Below are 14,872 nucleotides of genomic sequence, written 5' to 3'. Positions count from 1 at the left end.
CGCAGTACATCGATGACCGTGCCGTCGCGATATTGCTGCAACGCGACGCCCCGACCTTCCCGATGCTCGGCGATGCGCGTGTGGCGCGGGCTTCTGGCCGCTACTTCCGCTCGTCGAGGTGCGTCGCTTCACCCGCGCGTCGGAGACACATCGAGCAAATCAGCAGCACGACGCTCATGGCGCTCACGTACCAGAAGAACGTGGACTCGATTCCACGTGATTTCAACCACAGTGCGACATACTCGGCTGTTCCGCCGAACGCGGCGTTGGCGATGGCATAGGGCAGGCCCACGCCCATCGCACGCACACCTGCCGGGAACAATTCTGCCTTGAGCAGCCCGCTGATGGAGGTGTACAGGCTCATGCCGAGCAGGCTCACCAGAACCAGCCCGAATGCCTTCCACGGATCCGCATTCGCGCCGATGACGGTCATCAGCGGGACAGTCGCACCGATGAAGAACAGGCTGAATGCAATCATCTGCGGACGGCGGCCAATGCGGTCGGACAACATGCCGAACAGCGGCTGCACGCACATGAAGATGAAGAGTGCGCCAGTCATGACGCTACTGGCCGTCTTCGGGTTCATATGAGCCGTGTTGACCATGTATTTCTGCATGTACGAGGTGGTCGTGTAAAACAGCAGCGAGCCACCCCCTGTAAAACCCAGCACCATCAGCAACTCCCTGGGATGCTGCAGCATGCCTCGAATCGTGCCGGCCAGCGGATGGGCGCGATGCGCGCTGGAGCTGGATTCGTGCATGGCACGCCGCACGACCATCGCGACGACAGCACCAACGGCGCCGAGCGCAAACGGGACCCGCCAGCCCCAGTGGCGGAGTTCCTCCGTTGTCAGCAGCGACTGAAGAATCGCGACGACGAGCACCGCAAGCAACTGACCTGCGATGATCGTCGCGTAGTGGAAGGAGCCATAGAACCCCCGGCGCCCGGGCGTGGCGACTTCGCTCAGATAGGTCGCGCTGGTTCCGTATTCTCCGCCGACGGACAGGCCTTGGAGCAGACGGGCGAGCAACAGCAGCAGGGATGACCACGCGCCGATCTGCGCATAGGTCGGCAACACGGCGATCATGAGCGAACCGAAGCACATCATGAGCACCGAGATGACCATCGATTTCCTTCGCCCCCGCCGGTCTGCGATCCGGCCAAAGAGCCAGCCGCCGACGGGTCGCATCAGGAACCCGGCTGCGAAAATGCCGGCGGTATTCAGCAACTGCGATGTTGGATCGCCGGCGGGAAAGAACGCCGGCGCGAAATACAGCGCCGTGAACGCGTAGGCGAAGAAGTCGAACCACTCGACCACATTGCCTGAGCAAGCCACGAGGATGGCTTTCAAAGCAGGCTTGCGAGCGGAAATCGCGTCGGAGGGGAGTGGATTGGCCGAATCGGCCACGGTCGTGACGGGCATGCGTTGTCTCCAGGGTCGATCAGAGTCAGCGCTTCAGCGCTTACTCCGATTCCATGCTTCGCGGTCGATCGGAGCCGGCGCGTTAGCGCTGGCCCCGATCCCATGTGCAGCTCTTGAATGGAATGCCGTTCACCCGATGAAGGGTGCGGATTTTTGTTGTAGTAGTGCTGAGAGACGCGCCGATCGGCGCGAGGGTGCTCGTTCAGACCGCGCCGGTTTCGCGCAGCGCGCCAATCTGGTAGTCGTCGTAGCCGAGCTCGCGCAGGACGGCATCGGTATGCTGGCCAAGCGCGGGCACGGGATCCATGCGCGGCTCGTCTGCGAGGTCGAGTCCTGGCGGACAGAGGGCGGGAATGTCGCCCGCCGGCGTGCCGACCGTGGTCCAGCGGTTTCGTGCGATGAGCTGGGTATGCTCCCAGACGGCCTGCATGTCGTTCATGCGGGCGTTCGCGATACCGGCCTGCTCAAGCCGGTCGATCACGTCGGCGGCCGTCAGGGGCGAGAACGCACGAACGATGACGGCCATGAGTGCATCGCGATTCGCGACGCGACGGCTGTTCGAGATGAATCGCTCGTCCGTCGTCACTTCCGGCAGCCGAAGCACGATCTCGCAGAAGCTTTTCCATTCACGCTCGTTCTGCAGACCGAGCATCACGGTCTTGCCGTCGCCGGCCTTGAACGGGCCATAAGGGAAGATCGTCGCGTGCGACGCGCCGGTCTGGCGCGGTGCGGTCTGTCCGTCGATCGCGTAGTAGAGCGGATAGCTCATCCACTCGACCATGCTTTCGAGCATCGACACGTCGATGTGACGGCCTTTGCCGGTCCGCCCGCGTTCGATGAGTGCCGCGAGGATGTTCGTATAGCCGTACATGCCGGCGGCGATATCGGCGATCGAGCAGCCGGCTTTCGCCGGTTCGCCGTCGGAGCCGGTGATGCTCAGGAAGCCCGACTCGCTCTGAATCAGCAGGTCATACGCCTTCTTGTCGCGGAACGGACCGTCGAGCCCGTAACCCGAGATGTCGCAGACGATCAGCCTCGGATATCGATCGCGCAGCGTTTCGTAGCCGAGCCCCAGCCGCTGGGTTGCGCCGGGCGCGAGATTCTGCACGAACACGTCGGCATCGGCGAGCAGCTTGTGCACGACCTCGATCGCCGCGGGCTGCTTCACGTCGAGCGTGATGCTTTCCTTCGAGCGATTGGTCCACACGAAGTGCGACGCGAGCCCCGACACGCGCTCGTCGTAGTTGCGCGCGAAGTCGCCTACGCCCGGCCGCTCGACCTTGATGATGCGCGCGCCGAGATCCGCAAGCTGGCGCGTGCAGAACGGTGCCGCGATCGCGTGTTCGAACGTGACGACCTTGATGCCTTCCAGTGGGCGCATGACCGACGCTCCCCGTCAGAACGAACGCGGCAGGCCGAGGATATGCTCGGCGACATACGACAGGATCAGGTTCGTCGAGATCGGGGCGACCTGATACAGGCGCGTCTCGCGGAACTTGCGCTCGACGTCGTATTCGCTCGCGAAGCCGAAACCGCCGTGGAATTGCAGGCAGGCGTTCGCTGCTTCCCATGACGCATCGGCCGCGAGCAGCTTCGCCATGTTCGCCTGCGCGCCGCACGGCTGGTGCGCATCGAATCGCCGCGCAGCCTCGAAACGCATCAGGCTGGCCGCTTCGACGTTGATGAAGGAGCGGGCGATCGGGAACTGCACGCCCTGGTTCTGGCCGATCGGCCGGCCGAACACGACGCGATCCTTCACATACTGCGAGACCTTGTCGACGAACCAGTAGCCGTCGCCGATACACTCGGCCGCGATCAGCGTGCGCTCTGCGTTCAGGCCATCGAGGATGTACTTGAAGCCCTGGCCTTCCTCGCCGATCAGGTTCTCCGCGGGAATCTCGAGGTTGTCGAAGAACAGCTCGTTCGTCTCGTGGTTGACCATGTTCGGAATCGGGCGGACCGTCATCCCGTTGCCGATCGCGTGATGGAGATCGACGAGGAAGATCGACATGCCTTCGGATTTCTTCTTCACGTCGGACAGCGGTGTCGTGCGCGCGAGCAGGATCATCAGGTCGGAATGCTGGATCCGCGAGATCCATACCTTCTGGCCGTTGATCACGTAACGGTCGCCCTTGCGCACCGCGGTCGTCTTGATCTTCGTCGTGTCGGTGCCCGTCGTCGGCTCGGTGACGCCCATCGACTGCAGGCGCAGCGCGCCGCTCGCGATCTTCGGCAGATAGTGCTGCTTCTGCTCGGCGGAGCCGTGGCGCAGCAGCGTGCCCATGTTGTACATCTGGCCGTGGCAAGCCCCCGAGTTGCCGCCTGCGCGATTGATCTCCTCCATGATGATCGACGCCTCGGTGAGTCCGAGGCCCGAGCCGCCATATTCCTGCGGAATCAGCGCGGCAAGCCAGCCGGCTTTCGTCAGCGCGTCGACGAACGCTTCCGGATAGCCGCGTTCTTCATCGACCTTGCGGAAATATTCGGCGGAAAACTGGCTGCAGAGATCGCGAACGGCTTCGCGAATGTCCTGATAGGCGTCGGCATGGGTCATGGGGTGTCTCTTGGTCAATACGGGGGAGTCAGGCAAGGGTCGCGCGGGCAGACATCGTCAGCCAGCCGTCGTGGTCCTTGGCCCACAGGTCGATCGTGTTGCCGTCCTCCGCGACGCGTCCGCATACGCTGAACGTGTTGCCGAGGAACGTCGGCCGCACCGCGCGGTACGCATATTCGCGAACGGTGGCGCCCGGGAGCGAGCGCGGGACGAGATCCAGCAACAGGGTCGAGATCAGCGGTCCGTGCACGACGAGGTCCGGGTAACCTTCGATTTCGCGTGCGTAGGTGCGGTCGTAGTGGATCCGGTGGCCGTTGAACGTCAATGCCGAATAGCGGAAGAGCAGGACTTCGTCCGGTGTGATGTCGCGCTGCCACTGCGCGCCGTCCGGCGCGGCCTTCGGGGCGGGAGCGGCCGCACCGGGTTCTGCCGCGCCGCGATAGACGATGTCGTGTTCTTCGCGGATCGCGACGGCGCCGCCGCTTTCGATCAGGTGCTCGACCGTCACGAAGCCGAGCGGACCGCTGCGTCCTTCCTTGTGTTCGACGGACAGCACACGCGACGTGCGCACGGCGGTCTCGCCGATCGGCAGCGGGTTTTCGAATACGACGCGTCCGCCCGCCCACATGCGGCGCGGCAGGCCGAGATCGGGGAGAAAGCCGCCCTTGAGCGGATGTCCGTCGTGGCCGAGTTCGGACTGCCGAGCAACCGACCAGAAGTAGAGCCAGTGCCAGAGCGGCGGCAGCGCGTCGCCGGCTACGGGGTGCCGGTCAAGATCGAGTGTGGCGGCGAAGGCCGTGGCGCGATCGAGAGCGATCACATCTGCGGCGATCTGGGTGCCGTCATGGCCGACGCCGGGCTGCATTGCGTTCAATGTCGTCTCCATCGCCGGGGGACCCGGCTGTTCGAAGTGGGATGACGACGACTGTATTGGAAGCGCCTGTCCGGCGGAAATACCGTTTGAATGTACCGGTCATAGGGGTATCCTATGACCTGTCGACCCGATTCGAACCATCATGGACATCCGCCAGCTTCGTTACTTTGTCAGCATCGTCGAATACGGCAGCCTCGGGAAAGCGGCGGAAAAGCTCTACGTTGCGCAGCCGTCGCTCAGCCAGCAGATTGCAAAACTCGAAGACGATCTTGGCGTCGCGCTGCTGGTTCGCAGCCCTCAGGGCGTCAAGCCGACGGCCGCGGGGCAGGCACTTTACCGACACGCGCATCTCGTGCTCAGACAAATGGAGCAGTTGCGCCAGGAAGTGAAGGAGGGGGCGGGCAGCGAATCGGGCACGGTCGCGGTCGGTTTCCCGACGACGATGACATCGATTCTGGCGGTACCGGTGTTCGAACGCGTGCGTGCGCGGTACCCGGGCATTCGGCTGCAGTACGTCGAGAGCATGAGCGGATTCATCAACGAATTGCTTGCGAACGGACGGCTCGATCTCGCGATCCTGTTCCGGGAGTCGAACACGACCGGGATTACCGCCTTGCCGCTCTTCGACGAGATGCTGTGCCTGCTCGGCGAGCCGGGTGGCGCCATAGCGTCGCGTTCACGCACCTGCAGTCTCGCTGCGCTTGCCGGCGTGCCGCTCGTCGCGCCAGGCGCGCCCAATGGTCTGCGCTTGTTGCTCGAGCGTACCTTCGCACGCGAGGAGGTCCCGCTCAACATCATCGCGGATATCGATTCGTTGCCCACCTTGTTGTCGCTTGCGCAGTCGGGCGCTGCATGCACGATTCTGCCTGCGTCGGCGGTTGCGCTGCGTGACCCGTCAGGTCGCCCGAAGATGCGCCGGATCGTCGATCCGGAGATCCAGCGTCCCGCCAGCCTGTGCTGGTCGAATACGTCGCCGGTGAATTCGGCCGCCCTCGCGGTGCGTCAGACGATCGTCGAACTGGTGCAGGAACTGGCCGCCAGCGGTGCGTGGACCGGCATTACGTTGCGCGCGGCCGACGCCCCGCCGGCGTGAGCCCGGTGGGGTCAGTCGGCGAGCCAGTGTGCGGCCGGCCAGTCGCCGCGCTCGACGGCGCGCTTCATTTCGAGCACCAGGATCGACGAGACCGCGCGCACGGCCGTCGCGATCCGGCGCGTATTCGGCAGCGCAAGCACGATCGTTCGCTGCAGTGCCTGGTCGGTGAGCGGCGCCGCACGAAGCTGCTTGCGCGCGACCTCTTCGGTGACGGCGATGCTCGGCAGGATCGTGAAGCCATGCCCACCGGCGACCAGGTTTTTCTGCACGCTCATGGCATTCGTTTCGACGACCACGTTGAGCTTCATCCCGGTACCGGGGCACGCCTGTTCCAGCAGGTTGCGTATGCCATGCGGCGCACTCGGCAGGATCATCGGCCACGATGTGAGGTCGGCAAGCGCGACCGGGCGTTTGGCTGACAACCGCGACGATGGCGGTCCGACGACGCACAGACTCTCGCTGAGCAACGGTTGAACCTGAACGGTCGGTGTGGCCTTCGGGTTGTAAAGCAGCGCCGCGTCGACTTCGCCCGATTCGAGCCAGTCGCGCATATGTCCGGCATAGCCCACGGCAATCCGGAGGTTCACGGCGGGGTAGCGATCCCTGACTTCGCTCAGGAGTGGTCCGGCGAGCAGATCCGATGTGCTCGGCAACAGCCCGATCGTCACGATGCCGGAAATCCTGGCGTCGGACGGCTGGATTTCGGCGCGTGCCCGGTCGAGTTCGAGCAGCGCACGCCGGGCGTGCTCGGCGAGGATCTCGCCCGACTCCGTCAGTTCCATCCCATATCTGCCTCGCTCGAAGAGCGCCATCCCGACGTCTTCCTCGAGCAGCTTCAGTTGCCGGGAGACGGCAGGTTGAACGATGTGCAGCACGTCGGCCGCACGTGTGACGCTGCCCGTTTCAGCGACGGCCAGCAGCGCGCGCAGTTGCTTGAGGTCCATGCCGATTCGTGATCCTTCAATCAGAAATTTCTATTTCTGGATGAGTGAAATCGCATTTTATTATGCCTGAAACCACTTCATGAAGGAGCACGTCACATGAGCACCGCAGCGGGCCAAACGCCGGTCTGGCAGGAGTCCATATTTTCTGTCCTGAAGGCCGGCGGCACCCGGCAAATCGCTTACGTACCGGATGCGGGACATACGGAGGTGATTCGCCGGGCGATTGCCGACGACGAGATCGAGGCGATCGCCCTGACGACCGAGGAAGAAGGCGTCGCACTGACGAGCGGGGCGTGGCTCGGCGGGCAGCGTGCGGTGTTGCTGATGCAGAGCAGCGGTGTCGGCAATTGCGTGAACATGTTTTCGCTGCTGCGCAGCTGCAACTTTCCATTCTTCACGCTCGTGACGATGCGTGGCGAGTATGCGGAGTTCAACCCGTGGCAAGGGCCGATGGGGAAGGCGACCCAGGCTGCGCTCGAGCTGATGGGAATCACGGTGTTGCGCGCCGATCGTCCCGAGGATGTCGAGGAAATCGTCAGTGCGGGCTTCGATGCTGCGTTCGAAGCGGGCGAGCAAGTCGCGGTCCTGCTGTCGCAAAGCCTCATCGGTCGCAAGAAATGGGAGAGACAGCAATGAGCGGGCAGAACACGAAGACGATCGAGCGGCGCGCATTCGTCGCGAGCCTGCTGGCCGGTGTACCGGACGCACTGGTCGTGACGGGCCTCGGATCGGCGTCCTATGACGTATTCGCCGCCGGCGATCGCGTCGGCAACTTCCATTTGTGGGGGGCGATGGGCGGGGCCGCCGCGCTGGGCCTCGGTCTCGCGCTCGCGCAACCGGAAAGGCAGGTCGTCGTCGTCACCGGCGACGGCGAACAGCTGATGGGAATCGGTGTGCTCGGCACGATCGGCGCGAAGCAACCGAAGAACCTCACGATCGTCGTACTCGACAACGGGCACTACGGCGAAACCGGCATGCAGCAAAGCCATTCGAGCCTCGGCACGGATCTCGTCGCGGTCGCGAAGGGTTTTGGCCTGGCCGATTCGTTCGCGATTCACGACGAACGTGAAGTCACCCACGTCGTCGAGCGCGTGAAGGTGGGCAGCGGCCCGGTGTTCGCGCAGGTCCATATCCGTGCTGACGAACCGCCGCGCGCGCTTCCGCCCCGGGACGGCGTCTATATCAAGAACCGCTTCCGAGAAGGTCTCGGTTTCGCGCCGTTCTGACGCACGTCCTCCGCGTGCGCCGGATGCGCGGGTATCCGGCGCACGCTTTTTTGTTCCGTGGGCTGTTGCATGGCTTGATCGTGCGCCGGCACGGAACGCAATCATCGACATCAGCGAGCCGGTCATGCAACGCTACTTTCATTTTGTCGACGGCGAGCGGCGCGAGCCCGCAAGCGGTCAGTGGTTCAACAGCGACAACCCGTTCACCGGCCAGCCGTGGGCCGAAATCGCACGCGGCAATGAAGCCGACGCCGATCTCGCGGTGCGGGCCGCGCATCGTGCGTTCGTTGCCGGCGCGTGGCGAGGCTTGTCCGCCAGCGCGCGTGGGCAGTTGCTCTGCCGGTTCGCCGATCGCCTGGCCGGCGATGCAGCCCGTCTTGCCGAAGTCGAGGTGCGCGACAATGGCAAGCTGTATGCGGAGATGCATGCGCAGCTCCAGTACTTGCCGCAGTGGTACCGCTACTACGGCGGGCTGGCGGACAAGATCCAGGGCGACGTGATACCGCTCGACAAGAAGGACTACTTCAATTTCACGCGGCGCGAACCGCTCGGTGTCGTCGCGATCATCACGCCCTGGAACTCGCCGCTGATGCTGCTGGCATGGAAGCTCGCGCCCGCGCTCGCCGCCGGGTGCACGGCGGTCGTCAAGCCGTCGGAATTCACGTCGGCCTCAACGCTCGAATTCGTCGAACTGCTGCACGAGGTCGGATTCCCGCGTGGTGTCGTGAATGTCGTGACCGGCTTCGGCAACGAAGTCGGCAGCGCACTCGTATCGCATCCGCTCGTGCGCAAGGTCACGTTTACCGGTGCGGATTCGACCGGGCGCCGGATCAACGAGCAGGCCGCTCGCGATTTCAAGCACGTGAGCCTCGAGCTGGGCGGAAAGTCGCCGAACATCGTATTTGACGATGCGAATCTCGACGACGCGGTCAATGGCGCGGTATCCGGCATTTTCGCGGCGACGGGGCAGACCTGTATCGCCGGATCGCGGCTGCTCGTGCAGTCGAAGGTGCATGACGAGGTGGTCGAGCGCGTGGTCGCGCTCGCGCGTACCGCGCGCATGGGCAATCCGATGGATGCCGGCACGCAGGTCGGGCCGATCACGACCCGCCCGCAATACGACAAGGTACTCCACTATATCGACGTCGCACGGCGCGAAGGTGCCAGGCTTGCGCTCGGCGGGCAGGCCGCGACACGCGCCGAGTGCGGCGGCGGCTGGTTCGTCGAGCCGACGATCTTCACCGGCGTCAGCAACGATATGCGAATCGCACAGGAAGAGGTATTCGGTCCCGTGCTCTCCGTGATCCGCTTCGATACGGAGGACGAAGCAGTCGAGATCGCGAACGATGTGCGTTTCGGCCTCGGCGCCGGCGTATGGACGAGCGACATCGGCCGCGCATTCCGGATGGCGGAGCGCATCGAATCGGGCACGGTCTGGGTGAATACCTATCGCGCGGTCAGCTACATGTCCCCGTTCGGCGGGTACAAGGATTCCGGGTTGGGCCGTGAGAACGGCATCGACGCCGTAAGCGAATACCTGCAGACGAAAAGCGTGTGGATCAACACGGGCGCGTCGACCGGCAATCCGTTCGTGCTGCGCTAGTCAACCGAAGCGGGCGCGCTTGCTTGCGCGCCCACCGAGTCGCATGTTCCCGTATGCCGCCAGTATCCGGCCCGAATTCGAGCCACGTCCTGATCGCGCCATTTCATCGTCACGGGGGACATGGAGACGGTCGATCGCCCGCTGCAATGTTCATCGCGATCAACTCATCCGCTCCTTCAGCCACGCCACCGCTTCGTCGACCATCGGGTGATGGCGGCGCGTGTTCCAGAGCAGTGCCGCAGTAACTATCTTCACTTTCTCCGTCAACGGGCGGACGACGACATTCTCTGGCGCCAGCTTCCGCATCGACGCGGGGACGAGCGCAACGCCCTGTTCAGATTTCGTTCGCGATACGCCGCTGGTGGTTGTCTACCGGCGACGTTGTCCTCTATTGTCCACCAAAATGAGACAGCGAATCATATCTAGACAGATTGATGATTCCTGGGGAGACAGTAGACTGCACCCGTGCTTCGCCAGAACCGATCCGGAGCGTGCCAGGAACGGCGCGACCAGACGGATTCTTCGGCGGCGGGCCAGCCGGCTTGCTGTCCGATTGTGCGAGGAGTAGTTCGTTGCCAACCTGGCGCGCCGATTCGGCGCGTATCGGCACCGGATGCATCAAACCGTCAATTCAAGGGTGATTGCTATGCGTTACGTTTCGCTGGAGTCGAAGAAGGACGAGCTGCTGCTGGCGGCTCGCGTATTGTTGATGATCCTGTTCGTGCTGTTCGGCTGGCAGAAGCTGAGCGGCTTCTCGGGCACGGTCGCGTACATGGCGTCGACGGGGAACCCGGCGCCCGAGCTGGCGGCCGCAATTGCGGTGGCGGTCGAGCTGGTCGGCGGCCTGCTGATCGCGGTCGGCTTCTATACGCGTCCGCTGGCACTGGCGTTCGCTGCCTATACGCTCGCGACCGCGCTGATCGGCCATCGCTACTGGGCGCTGCAGGGGATGGATCAATACATGGCGATGATCAACTTCTACAAGAACGTGAGCATCATGGGCGGGCTGCTGTTGCTCGCGCTGACCGGGCCGGGGCGCTATTCGCTCGACCGTAAGTAAGCCGGCACGGCGTGTCCGTTCGGGTTCGCAAGCCCGGTGCACGAAAGTGCACCGGGCTTTGTTTTTGTTGGCGGGGCTGGCCGCGCGGGCAATGCGTTGCCAAACGAACAGGTTCCGGACATGATGGCGCGTGCGCAGCGGCGCGGTTCACGCCGCGTTGCGCGCCGTGCTTGCGCATTGCGTTTCGTTTTCAAGGGTGGCAGACGAGCCAGTTTCAATAGAGAGAATCGGAGAAGACGGTGAAGGTTGCAGCCCATGAGCGGGTGTTGACCGCGGGCGAAATTGAAATGGCCTGGACGGTCTTCAAGGACGGCATCGACTACGACAAGGTGCGGGTGCACAAAGGGAGCTACTTCTGGTTCAACCTGCAAAGCAAGCACACCGCCGTCACGCCGAACGGGAAGATGTATTTCCTTGATGACCTGTACGTCGACGACTTCTCGGCAATGAACGGCCCGCACATCTGGAAAAGAAGCTTTTTCATGCACGAGATGACCCATGTCTGGCAGTACCAGCGTGGGTATGCGGTGCGATGGCATGCGCTGACCGTCACGATTCGCGGACAGCGCGCATACAAATACACCATCGCGCCCGGTGCGGTATTTCACGATTACAACATGGAGCAGCAGGGCAACCTGGTCGCGGATTACTACGCGGTGCAGGTGCTGAAGGCGCCTTTCGCCGTCTTCCATCGTGGCTACGTCGGCACGCCGGACGAGCTCGATCGTGTCCTTGCGCCGTTGCTGGAGGATCCCGGGAATGCAGACAATCTTCCGCGGTAGCGTGTTGGGTATGCTCGCATGCGTGTTGTGCCTGTCGCGTGCGATGGCAACGTCGGAGGCGCCCGTCGAACTGGAAATCAGGCAGGTCGACGGGAACCCTGCCGCGTGCCTGCCCGTGAACGACGAACGGGCCGAGCCCGTCATCCGGATCCGCACGGTCGGTGTCGCCAGGCCAACCGGCCCGGCGAGCCCCGACGTCACTTACTGGTGGTTCGAGATGCCGGCGGAGGCCACGCCTGTCTACCTGAAGCGTGGCGAGTGCCTCGTGTATGGGCAGAGCGTGAAAGGCGCCATCGTCCGCACGCCGCCCAAGCCGCTGGAACTCAACCGGACCTACACCATCTCGATCATTCCGGACGGGGACGCCGGCCCGGTCTACAGTGCGGCGTTCTGTACGCTCGAGCGGCCCGGTGGCGGCATGCAGATCGCAGTGCCGCGGAACGACCGGAATCCCTGTGCGGCCCATCCCTGACCGGCGCATGCCGGACTGGTTGGCATGACTGATTGATTCGTGTGGTGTCGAGGTTGCGATGAATGGAGTCGAAGCATGAGGAGCATGTTGCGAAGCTGTGCAATGGCTTGCCTGTCCTGCTGCCTGTTCGTCTCCCGTGCGGACGCCATGTCGCATGGCCCGATCCGCCTGGACGTCCGGCAGGTCGATGGAAAACCGGCTGCTTGCCTGCCCATGAGCGACGATACCGGCTCGGAGCCGATCCGGATCAGCTCGATCGGTGTGAGCCGACAAACGGGGCCCGTCAGTCCCGTCGTGATGTACTGGGCGCTGGAGATCCCGGAGCGTGCGCCGCCGGTGTATCTGCAGCGAGGCGAATGTCTCGTCTATGGTCAGGCCATCGCCGGTGCAATCGTGCGTACCCCGCCGAGGACGCTGGACCTCGACAAGTTCTACAGCATTTCGATCGTACCGGCGGGGAATGAGGGGCCCGTGTACGGCTCGGCGTTTTGCGTGATCGGGCAAGCGGGCGGCGGTATCCGCATCGCGACGCCGGGGCAGCAGGGGGAACCGTGTGCGGTCGCCGGACACTGAACCGCGCAACGGGCGTGCTCGCGTGGCTGCCGACGTGGCAGGGGAGTCGACATCGGCTGCCTGTTCTTGTATAGATTGGGGGATTCCCGTTCCCTTTCATAGATGGCTACCGTGCCGCACTCGACCGTCCTCCTCATCGGCGCCGCCGGCCTGCTCGGCCGCGCGGTTGCCGCGTCCCTGTCCCGCGAATCGTCGTTGAATCTCGTCGCGACCATTCGAACCCCGCAAAGCGCAGGCGCAAAACGCCTGGCGCTGCCCCCGGAAAACATCGCCGAACTCGACGTCCTCGACGAGCCGGCCCTCGAACACCTCTTCGCCACCCGCCAGCCGGCCGCCGTGATCATCTGCGCGGCCGAACGTCGCCCGGACGTCTGCGAGCGCGACCCTGCCGGCGCACGCGCGATCAACGTCACCGCCCAGGCCCGCATCGGCGCGCTCGCCGCGCGCCATGGTGCGTGGACACTCGGCATCTCCACCGACTACGTGTTCGACGGCAAGGCTGCCCCGTACCGTGAAGACGCCGCCCCGAATCCGCTGAACATCTACGGCCGCACGAAGCTGGAAGGCGAGGCGGCACTGCTCGCCGCGTCGCCGCTGTCGTGCGTGCTGCGCCTGCCGCTGCTCTACGGCCCGATCGTCGACTGGAGCGAGTCGGCCGTCACGAGCCTCGTGCCGGCGATCGTCGCCTCCGCGCGCCCGGGTGCCGACGCGGTCGGCATGGACGCCTGGGCGATCCGTTACCCGACCTATACGCCGGACGTCGCGGACGTCATCCGCGATCTCACGCTGCGGCATCTCGCGGGCGCATCGATCACGGGCATCCGTCACTGGTCGGGCGAGGAGCCGATGACGAAGTACGACATTGCGCAGCGGATCGCGGCCGCGCTCGGCATCGACGCCGCGCTCAAGCGGATCGACCAGCCGACCGACGCGACGCCGCGCCCGTACGATTGCCATCTGGACGCATCGCGCGTGCGGGCAGCCGGGATCGATCACGCGACGCCTTTCGATATTGCGCTGCGCGCCGTGCTGCGCGCAGCGCCGCAGGTGCTGTAGGATCGGGCGCCACGCGCGGCCCCGCGCCGCATGAGCCGCATCTGCCCATGTTGGCGGCCGCGCCACGCATGCAGTTCGCGAGCGAACACCGGCCAGCACCTCATCGCCCACCCAGGAGCCCAGCCATGCAACTGAAATGGCTCGAAGACTTCGTCGAACTCGCGCGCACGCGCAGCTTCACACGCGCAGCGGAGAACCGCTTCGTCACGCATCCGGCGTTCGGCCGCCGCATCCGGTCGCTCGAGGAATGGGTCGGCACGCGCCTGATCGCGCGCACGAAGCCGCTCGAACTGACGGCGGCCGGCACCGTCTTCCTCGATGCCGCGTCGAACGCGCTCGACATCCTGCACGGCGCCCGCACGCAGCTTCAGGAAGCGGCGCCGGTGCTGGAGAACAACCTCCGGATCGCGACCGGTCGCACGCTCTCGGCCACCTTCTTCCCCGACTGGTACGACGAGACGGTTGCGCGCGCAGGCTTCTTCACGGCGACCGTGGCGACCGGCAGCGCGGAGGAAGCGATCCTGCAGCTCACGGCCGGCGAAGCCGACATGCTGATCGTCTATTCGAGCCCGCATACGCGGCTGCTGATCGATCGCGACCGCTTCGACTGGCTGTCCGTCGCGCGCGAGGTGCTGGTGCCGGTCAGCGCGTTCGATGCGCGCGGCAGCGTGCGCTACCGGCTGCCGGCCGGGCAGGCCCCGGTGCCGTGGCTCGCGTTCGCGCGCACGCTGACGCTGCGTGCGGTGCTCGCGCGGCATCTCGCCGAAATGCCGAACCGCCCGACGCTGCGGCCCGTGTACCAGGCCGACTCGTACGAAGCGATCCTCGCGATGGCGCGTCGCGGGCTCGGCCTCGCGTGGCTGCCGCAGCGGCTCGTCGCCGATGATGTCCGGCGCGGCGAGCTTGCGATCGTCGGCGGCGCCGACTGGCAGATCGGCTTCGACATCGCGCTGTACCGGCGCCGGAACGACCCGCACCCGGTACTGGACGCGATCTGGCGCACCGCGCCGTCACGCGACGACGGCGCGGCATAGCCGCCGTGCGCAACGGCGCCGGCGCTGGCGCGCCGATCGGCACGATTGCGTGCCGAAACGGCACGAACGCCTGCCCCGCGTTGCCTACACTCCGCGCTTGACTGGCCCGAACGGCCGCCGGCAAAGCCGCGCGCCGTCTTTCAAAATCCTGACGGCCAGCATTACCGGAGGAGCACAG

14 protein-coding genes and 2 pseudogenes are annotated in these 14,872 nt (G+C 64.8%); 10 read left to right on the top strand and 6 right to left on the bottom strand.

What is annotated here, in order from left to right; genetic code table 11:
• Positions 1-100: 100 nt before the first annotated feature.
• The 4 genes from G3N61_RS02000 to G3N61_RS01985 form a co-directional block, all read right to left on the bottom strand.
• Positions 101-1,423, bottom strand: coding sequence for an MFS family transporter (locus tag G3N61_RS02000; RefSeq protein WP_205821268.1), 1,323 nt, complete (start codon positions 1,421-1,423; stop codon positions 101-103).
• Between the two features lie 202 nt (positions 1,424-1,625).
• Positions 1,626-2,804, bottom strand: a complete 1,179-nt coding sequence (locus G3N61_RS01995) for a CaiB/BaiF CoA-transferase family protein (RefSeq protein ID WP_205821267.1) — start codon at positions 2,802-2,804, stop codon at positions 1,626-1,628.
• Positions 2,805-2,819: 15 nt separating this feature from the next.
• Positions 2,820-3,977, bottom strand: coding sequence for an acyl-CoA dehydrogenase family protein (locus G3N61_RS01990; RefSeq protein ID WP_205821266.1), 1,158 nt, complete (start codon positions 3,975-3,977; stop codon positions 2,820-2,822).
• A gap of 28 nt (positions 3,978-4,005) precedes the next feature.
• Positions 4,006-4,842 (bottom strand): MaoC family dehydratase N-terminal domain-containing protein, encoded by an 837-nt coding sequence (locus tag G3N61_RS01985; protein ID WP_241017519.1) that lies wholly within the window; start codon positions 4,840-4,842, stop codon positions 4,006-4,008.
• A 151-nt stretch (positions 4,843-4,993) separates the two neighbouring features.
• Here G3N61_RS01985 and G3N61_RS01980 point away from each other — a divergent pair, with 151 nt between their 5' ends.
• Positions 4,994-5,944 carry a LysR substrate-binding domain-containing protein gene (locus G3N61_RS01980; protein ID WP_205821261.1) on the top strand — a complete coding sequence of 317 codons (951 nt, stop codon included), beginning with the start codon at positions 4,994-4,996 and terminating at the stop codon, positions 5,942-5,944.
• Between the two features lie 11 nt (positions 5,945-5,955).
• Here G3N61_RS01980 and G3N61_RS01975 read toward each other — a convergent pair whose 3' ends face one another.
• The gene (locus tag G3N61_RS01975; protein ID WP_089454542.1) at positions 5,956-6,888 is read right to left on the bottom strand and encodes a LysR substrate-binding domain-containing protein; all 933 of its coding nucleotides are present in this window, start codon (positions 6,886-6,888) and stop codon (positions 5,956-5,958) included.
• Positions 6,889-6,984: 96 nt separating this feature from the next.
• Here G3N61_RS01975 and G3N61_RS01970 point away from each other — a divergent pair, with 96 nt between their 5' ends.
• From G3N61_RS01970 to G3N61_RS01960, 3 genes are all read left to right on the top strand, one after another.
• On the top strand, positions 6,985-7,524 hold the full coding sequence (locus G3N61_RS01970; protein WP_205821259.1) for a phosphonopyruvate decarboxylase: 540 nt from the start codon (positions 6,985-6,987) through the stop codon (positions 7,522-7,524).
• Positions 7,521-8,114 carry a thiamine pyrophosphate-dependent enzyme gene (locus G3N61_RS01965; RefSeq protein ID WP_089454540.1) on the top strand — a complete coding sequence of 198 codons (594 nt, stop codon included), beginning with the start codon at positions 7,521-7,523 and terminating at the stop codon, positions 8,112-8,114. Before G3N61_RS01970 ends, G3N61_RS01965 begins: the two co-directional genes overlap by 4 nt.
• Before the next feature lie 124 nt (positions 8,115-8,238).
• Positions 8,239-9,717, top strand: a complete 1,479-nt coding sequence (locus G3N61_RS01960) for an aldehyde dehydrogenase (RefSeq protein ID WP_205821258.1) — start codon at positions 8,239-8,241, stop codon at positions 9,715-9,717.
• Positions 9,718-9,876: 159 nt separating this feature from the next.
• Here G3N61_RS01960 and G3N61_RS40190 read toward each other — a convergent pair.
• Positions 9,877-10,044, bottom strand: a pseudogene (locus G3N61_RS40190) (LysR family transcriptional regulator); the annotation flags it as partial.
• Positions 10,045-10,363: 319 nt separating this feature from the next.
• On the opposite strand from G3N61_RS40190, the gene G3N61_RS01950 reads away from it, so the two are divergent.
• From G3N61_RS01950 to G3N61_RS01925, 6 genes and pseudogenes are all read left to right on the top strand, one after another.
• Complete coding sequence (locus G3N61_RS01950) at positions 10,364-10,777, top strand: DoxX family protein (protein ID WP_089454538.1); 414 nt, start codon at positions 10,364-10,366, stop codon at positions 10,775-10,777.
• A 227-nt stretch (positions 10,778-11,004) separates the two neighbouring features.
• Positions 11,005-11,559 (top strand): annotated as a pseudogene (locus tag G3N61_RS01945) (type VI secretion system tip protein VgrG); the annotation flags it as partial.
• Complete coding sequence (locus G3N61_RS01940) at positions 11,537-12,031, top strand: hypothetical protein (protein WP_205821254.1); 495 nt, start codon at positions 11,537-11,539, stop codon at positions 12,029-12,031. The pseudogene G3N61_RS01945 and the gene G3N61_RS01940, both read left to right, overlap by 23 nt.
• A gap of 102 nt (positions 12,032-12,133) precedes the next feature.
• Positions 12,134-12,604 (top strand): hypothetical protein, encoded by a 471-nt coding sequence (locus G3N61_RS01935; protein WP_241017513.1) that lies wholly within the window; start codon positions 12,134-12,136, stop codon positions 12,602-12,604.
• Positions 12,605-12,706: 102 nt separating this feature from the next.
• A complete protein-coding gene (locus G3N61_RS01930) occupies positions 12,707-13,660 on the top strand; it encodes an SDR family oxidoreductase (RefSeq protein WP_205821252.1) in 954 nt (317 codons plus the stop codon).
• A gap of 125 nt (positions 13,661-13,785) precedes the next feature.
• Positions 13,786-14,694 (top strand): LysR substrate-binding domain-containing protein, encoded by a 909-nt coding sequence (locus tag G3N61_RS01925; protein ID WP_089454534.1) that lies wholly within the window; start codon positions 13,786-13,788, stop codon positions 14,692-14,694.
• Positions 14,695-14,872 lie beyond the last annotated feature (178 nt).

The organism is Burkholderia sp. Ac-20349, assembly GCF_017104865.1.
GTDB classification, from domain to species: domain Bacteria; phylum Pseudomonadota; class Gammaproteobacteria; order Burkholderiales; family Burkholderiaceae; genus Burkholderia; species Burkholderia aenigmatica.
The sequence above is the reverse complement of the archived record's forward strand: the minus strand, read 5'-3'. Positions and strand labels throughout refer to the sequence as shown.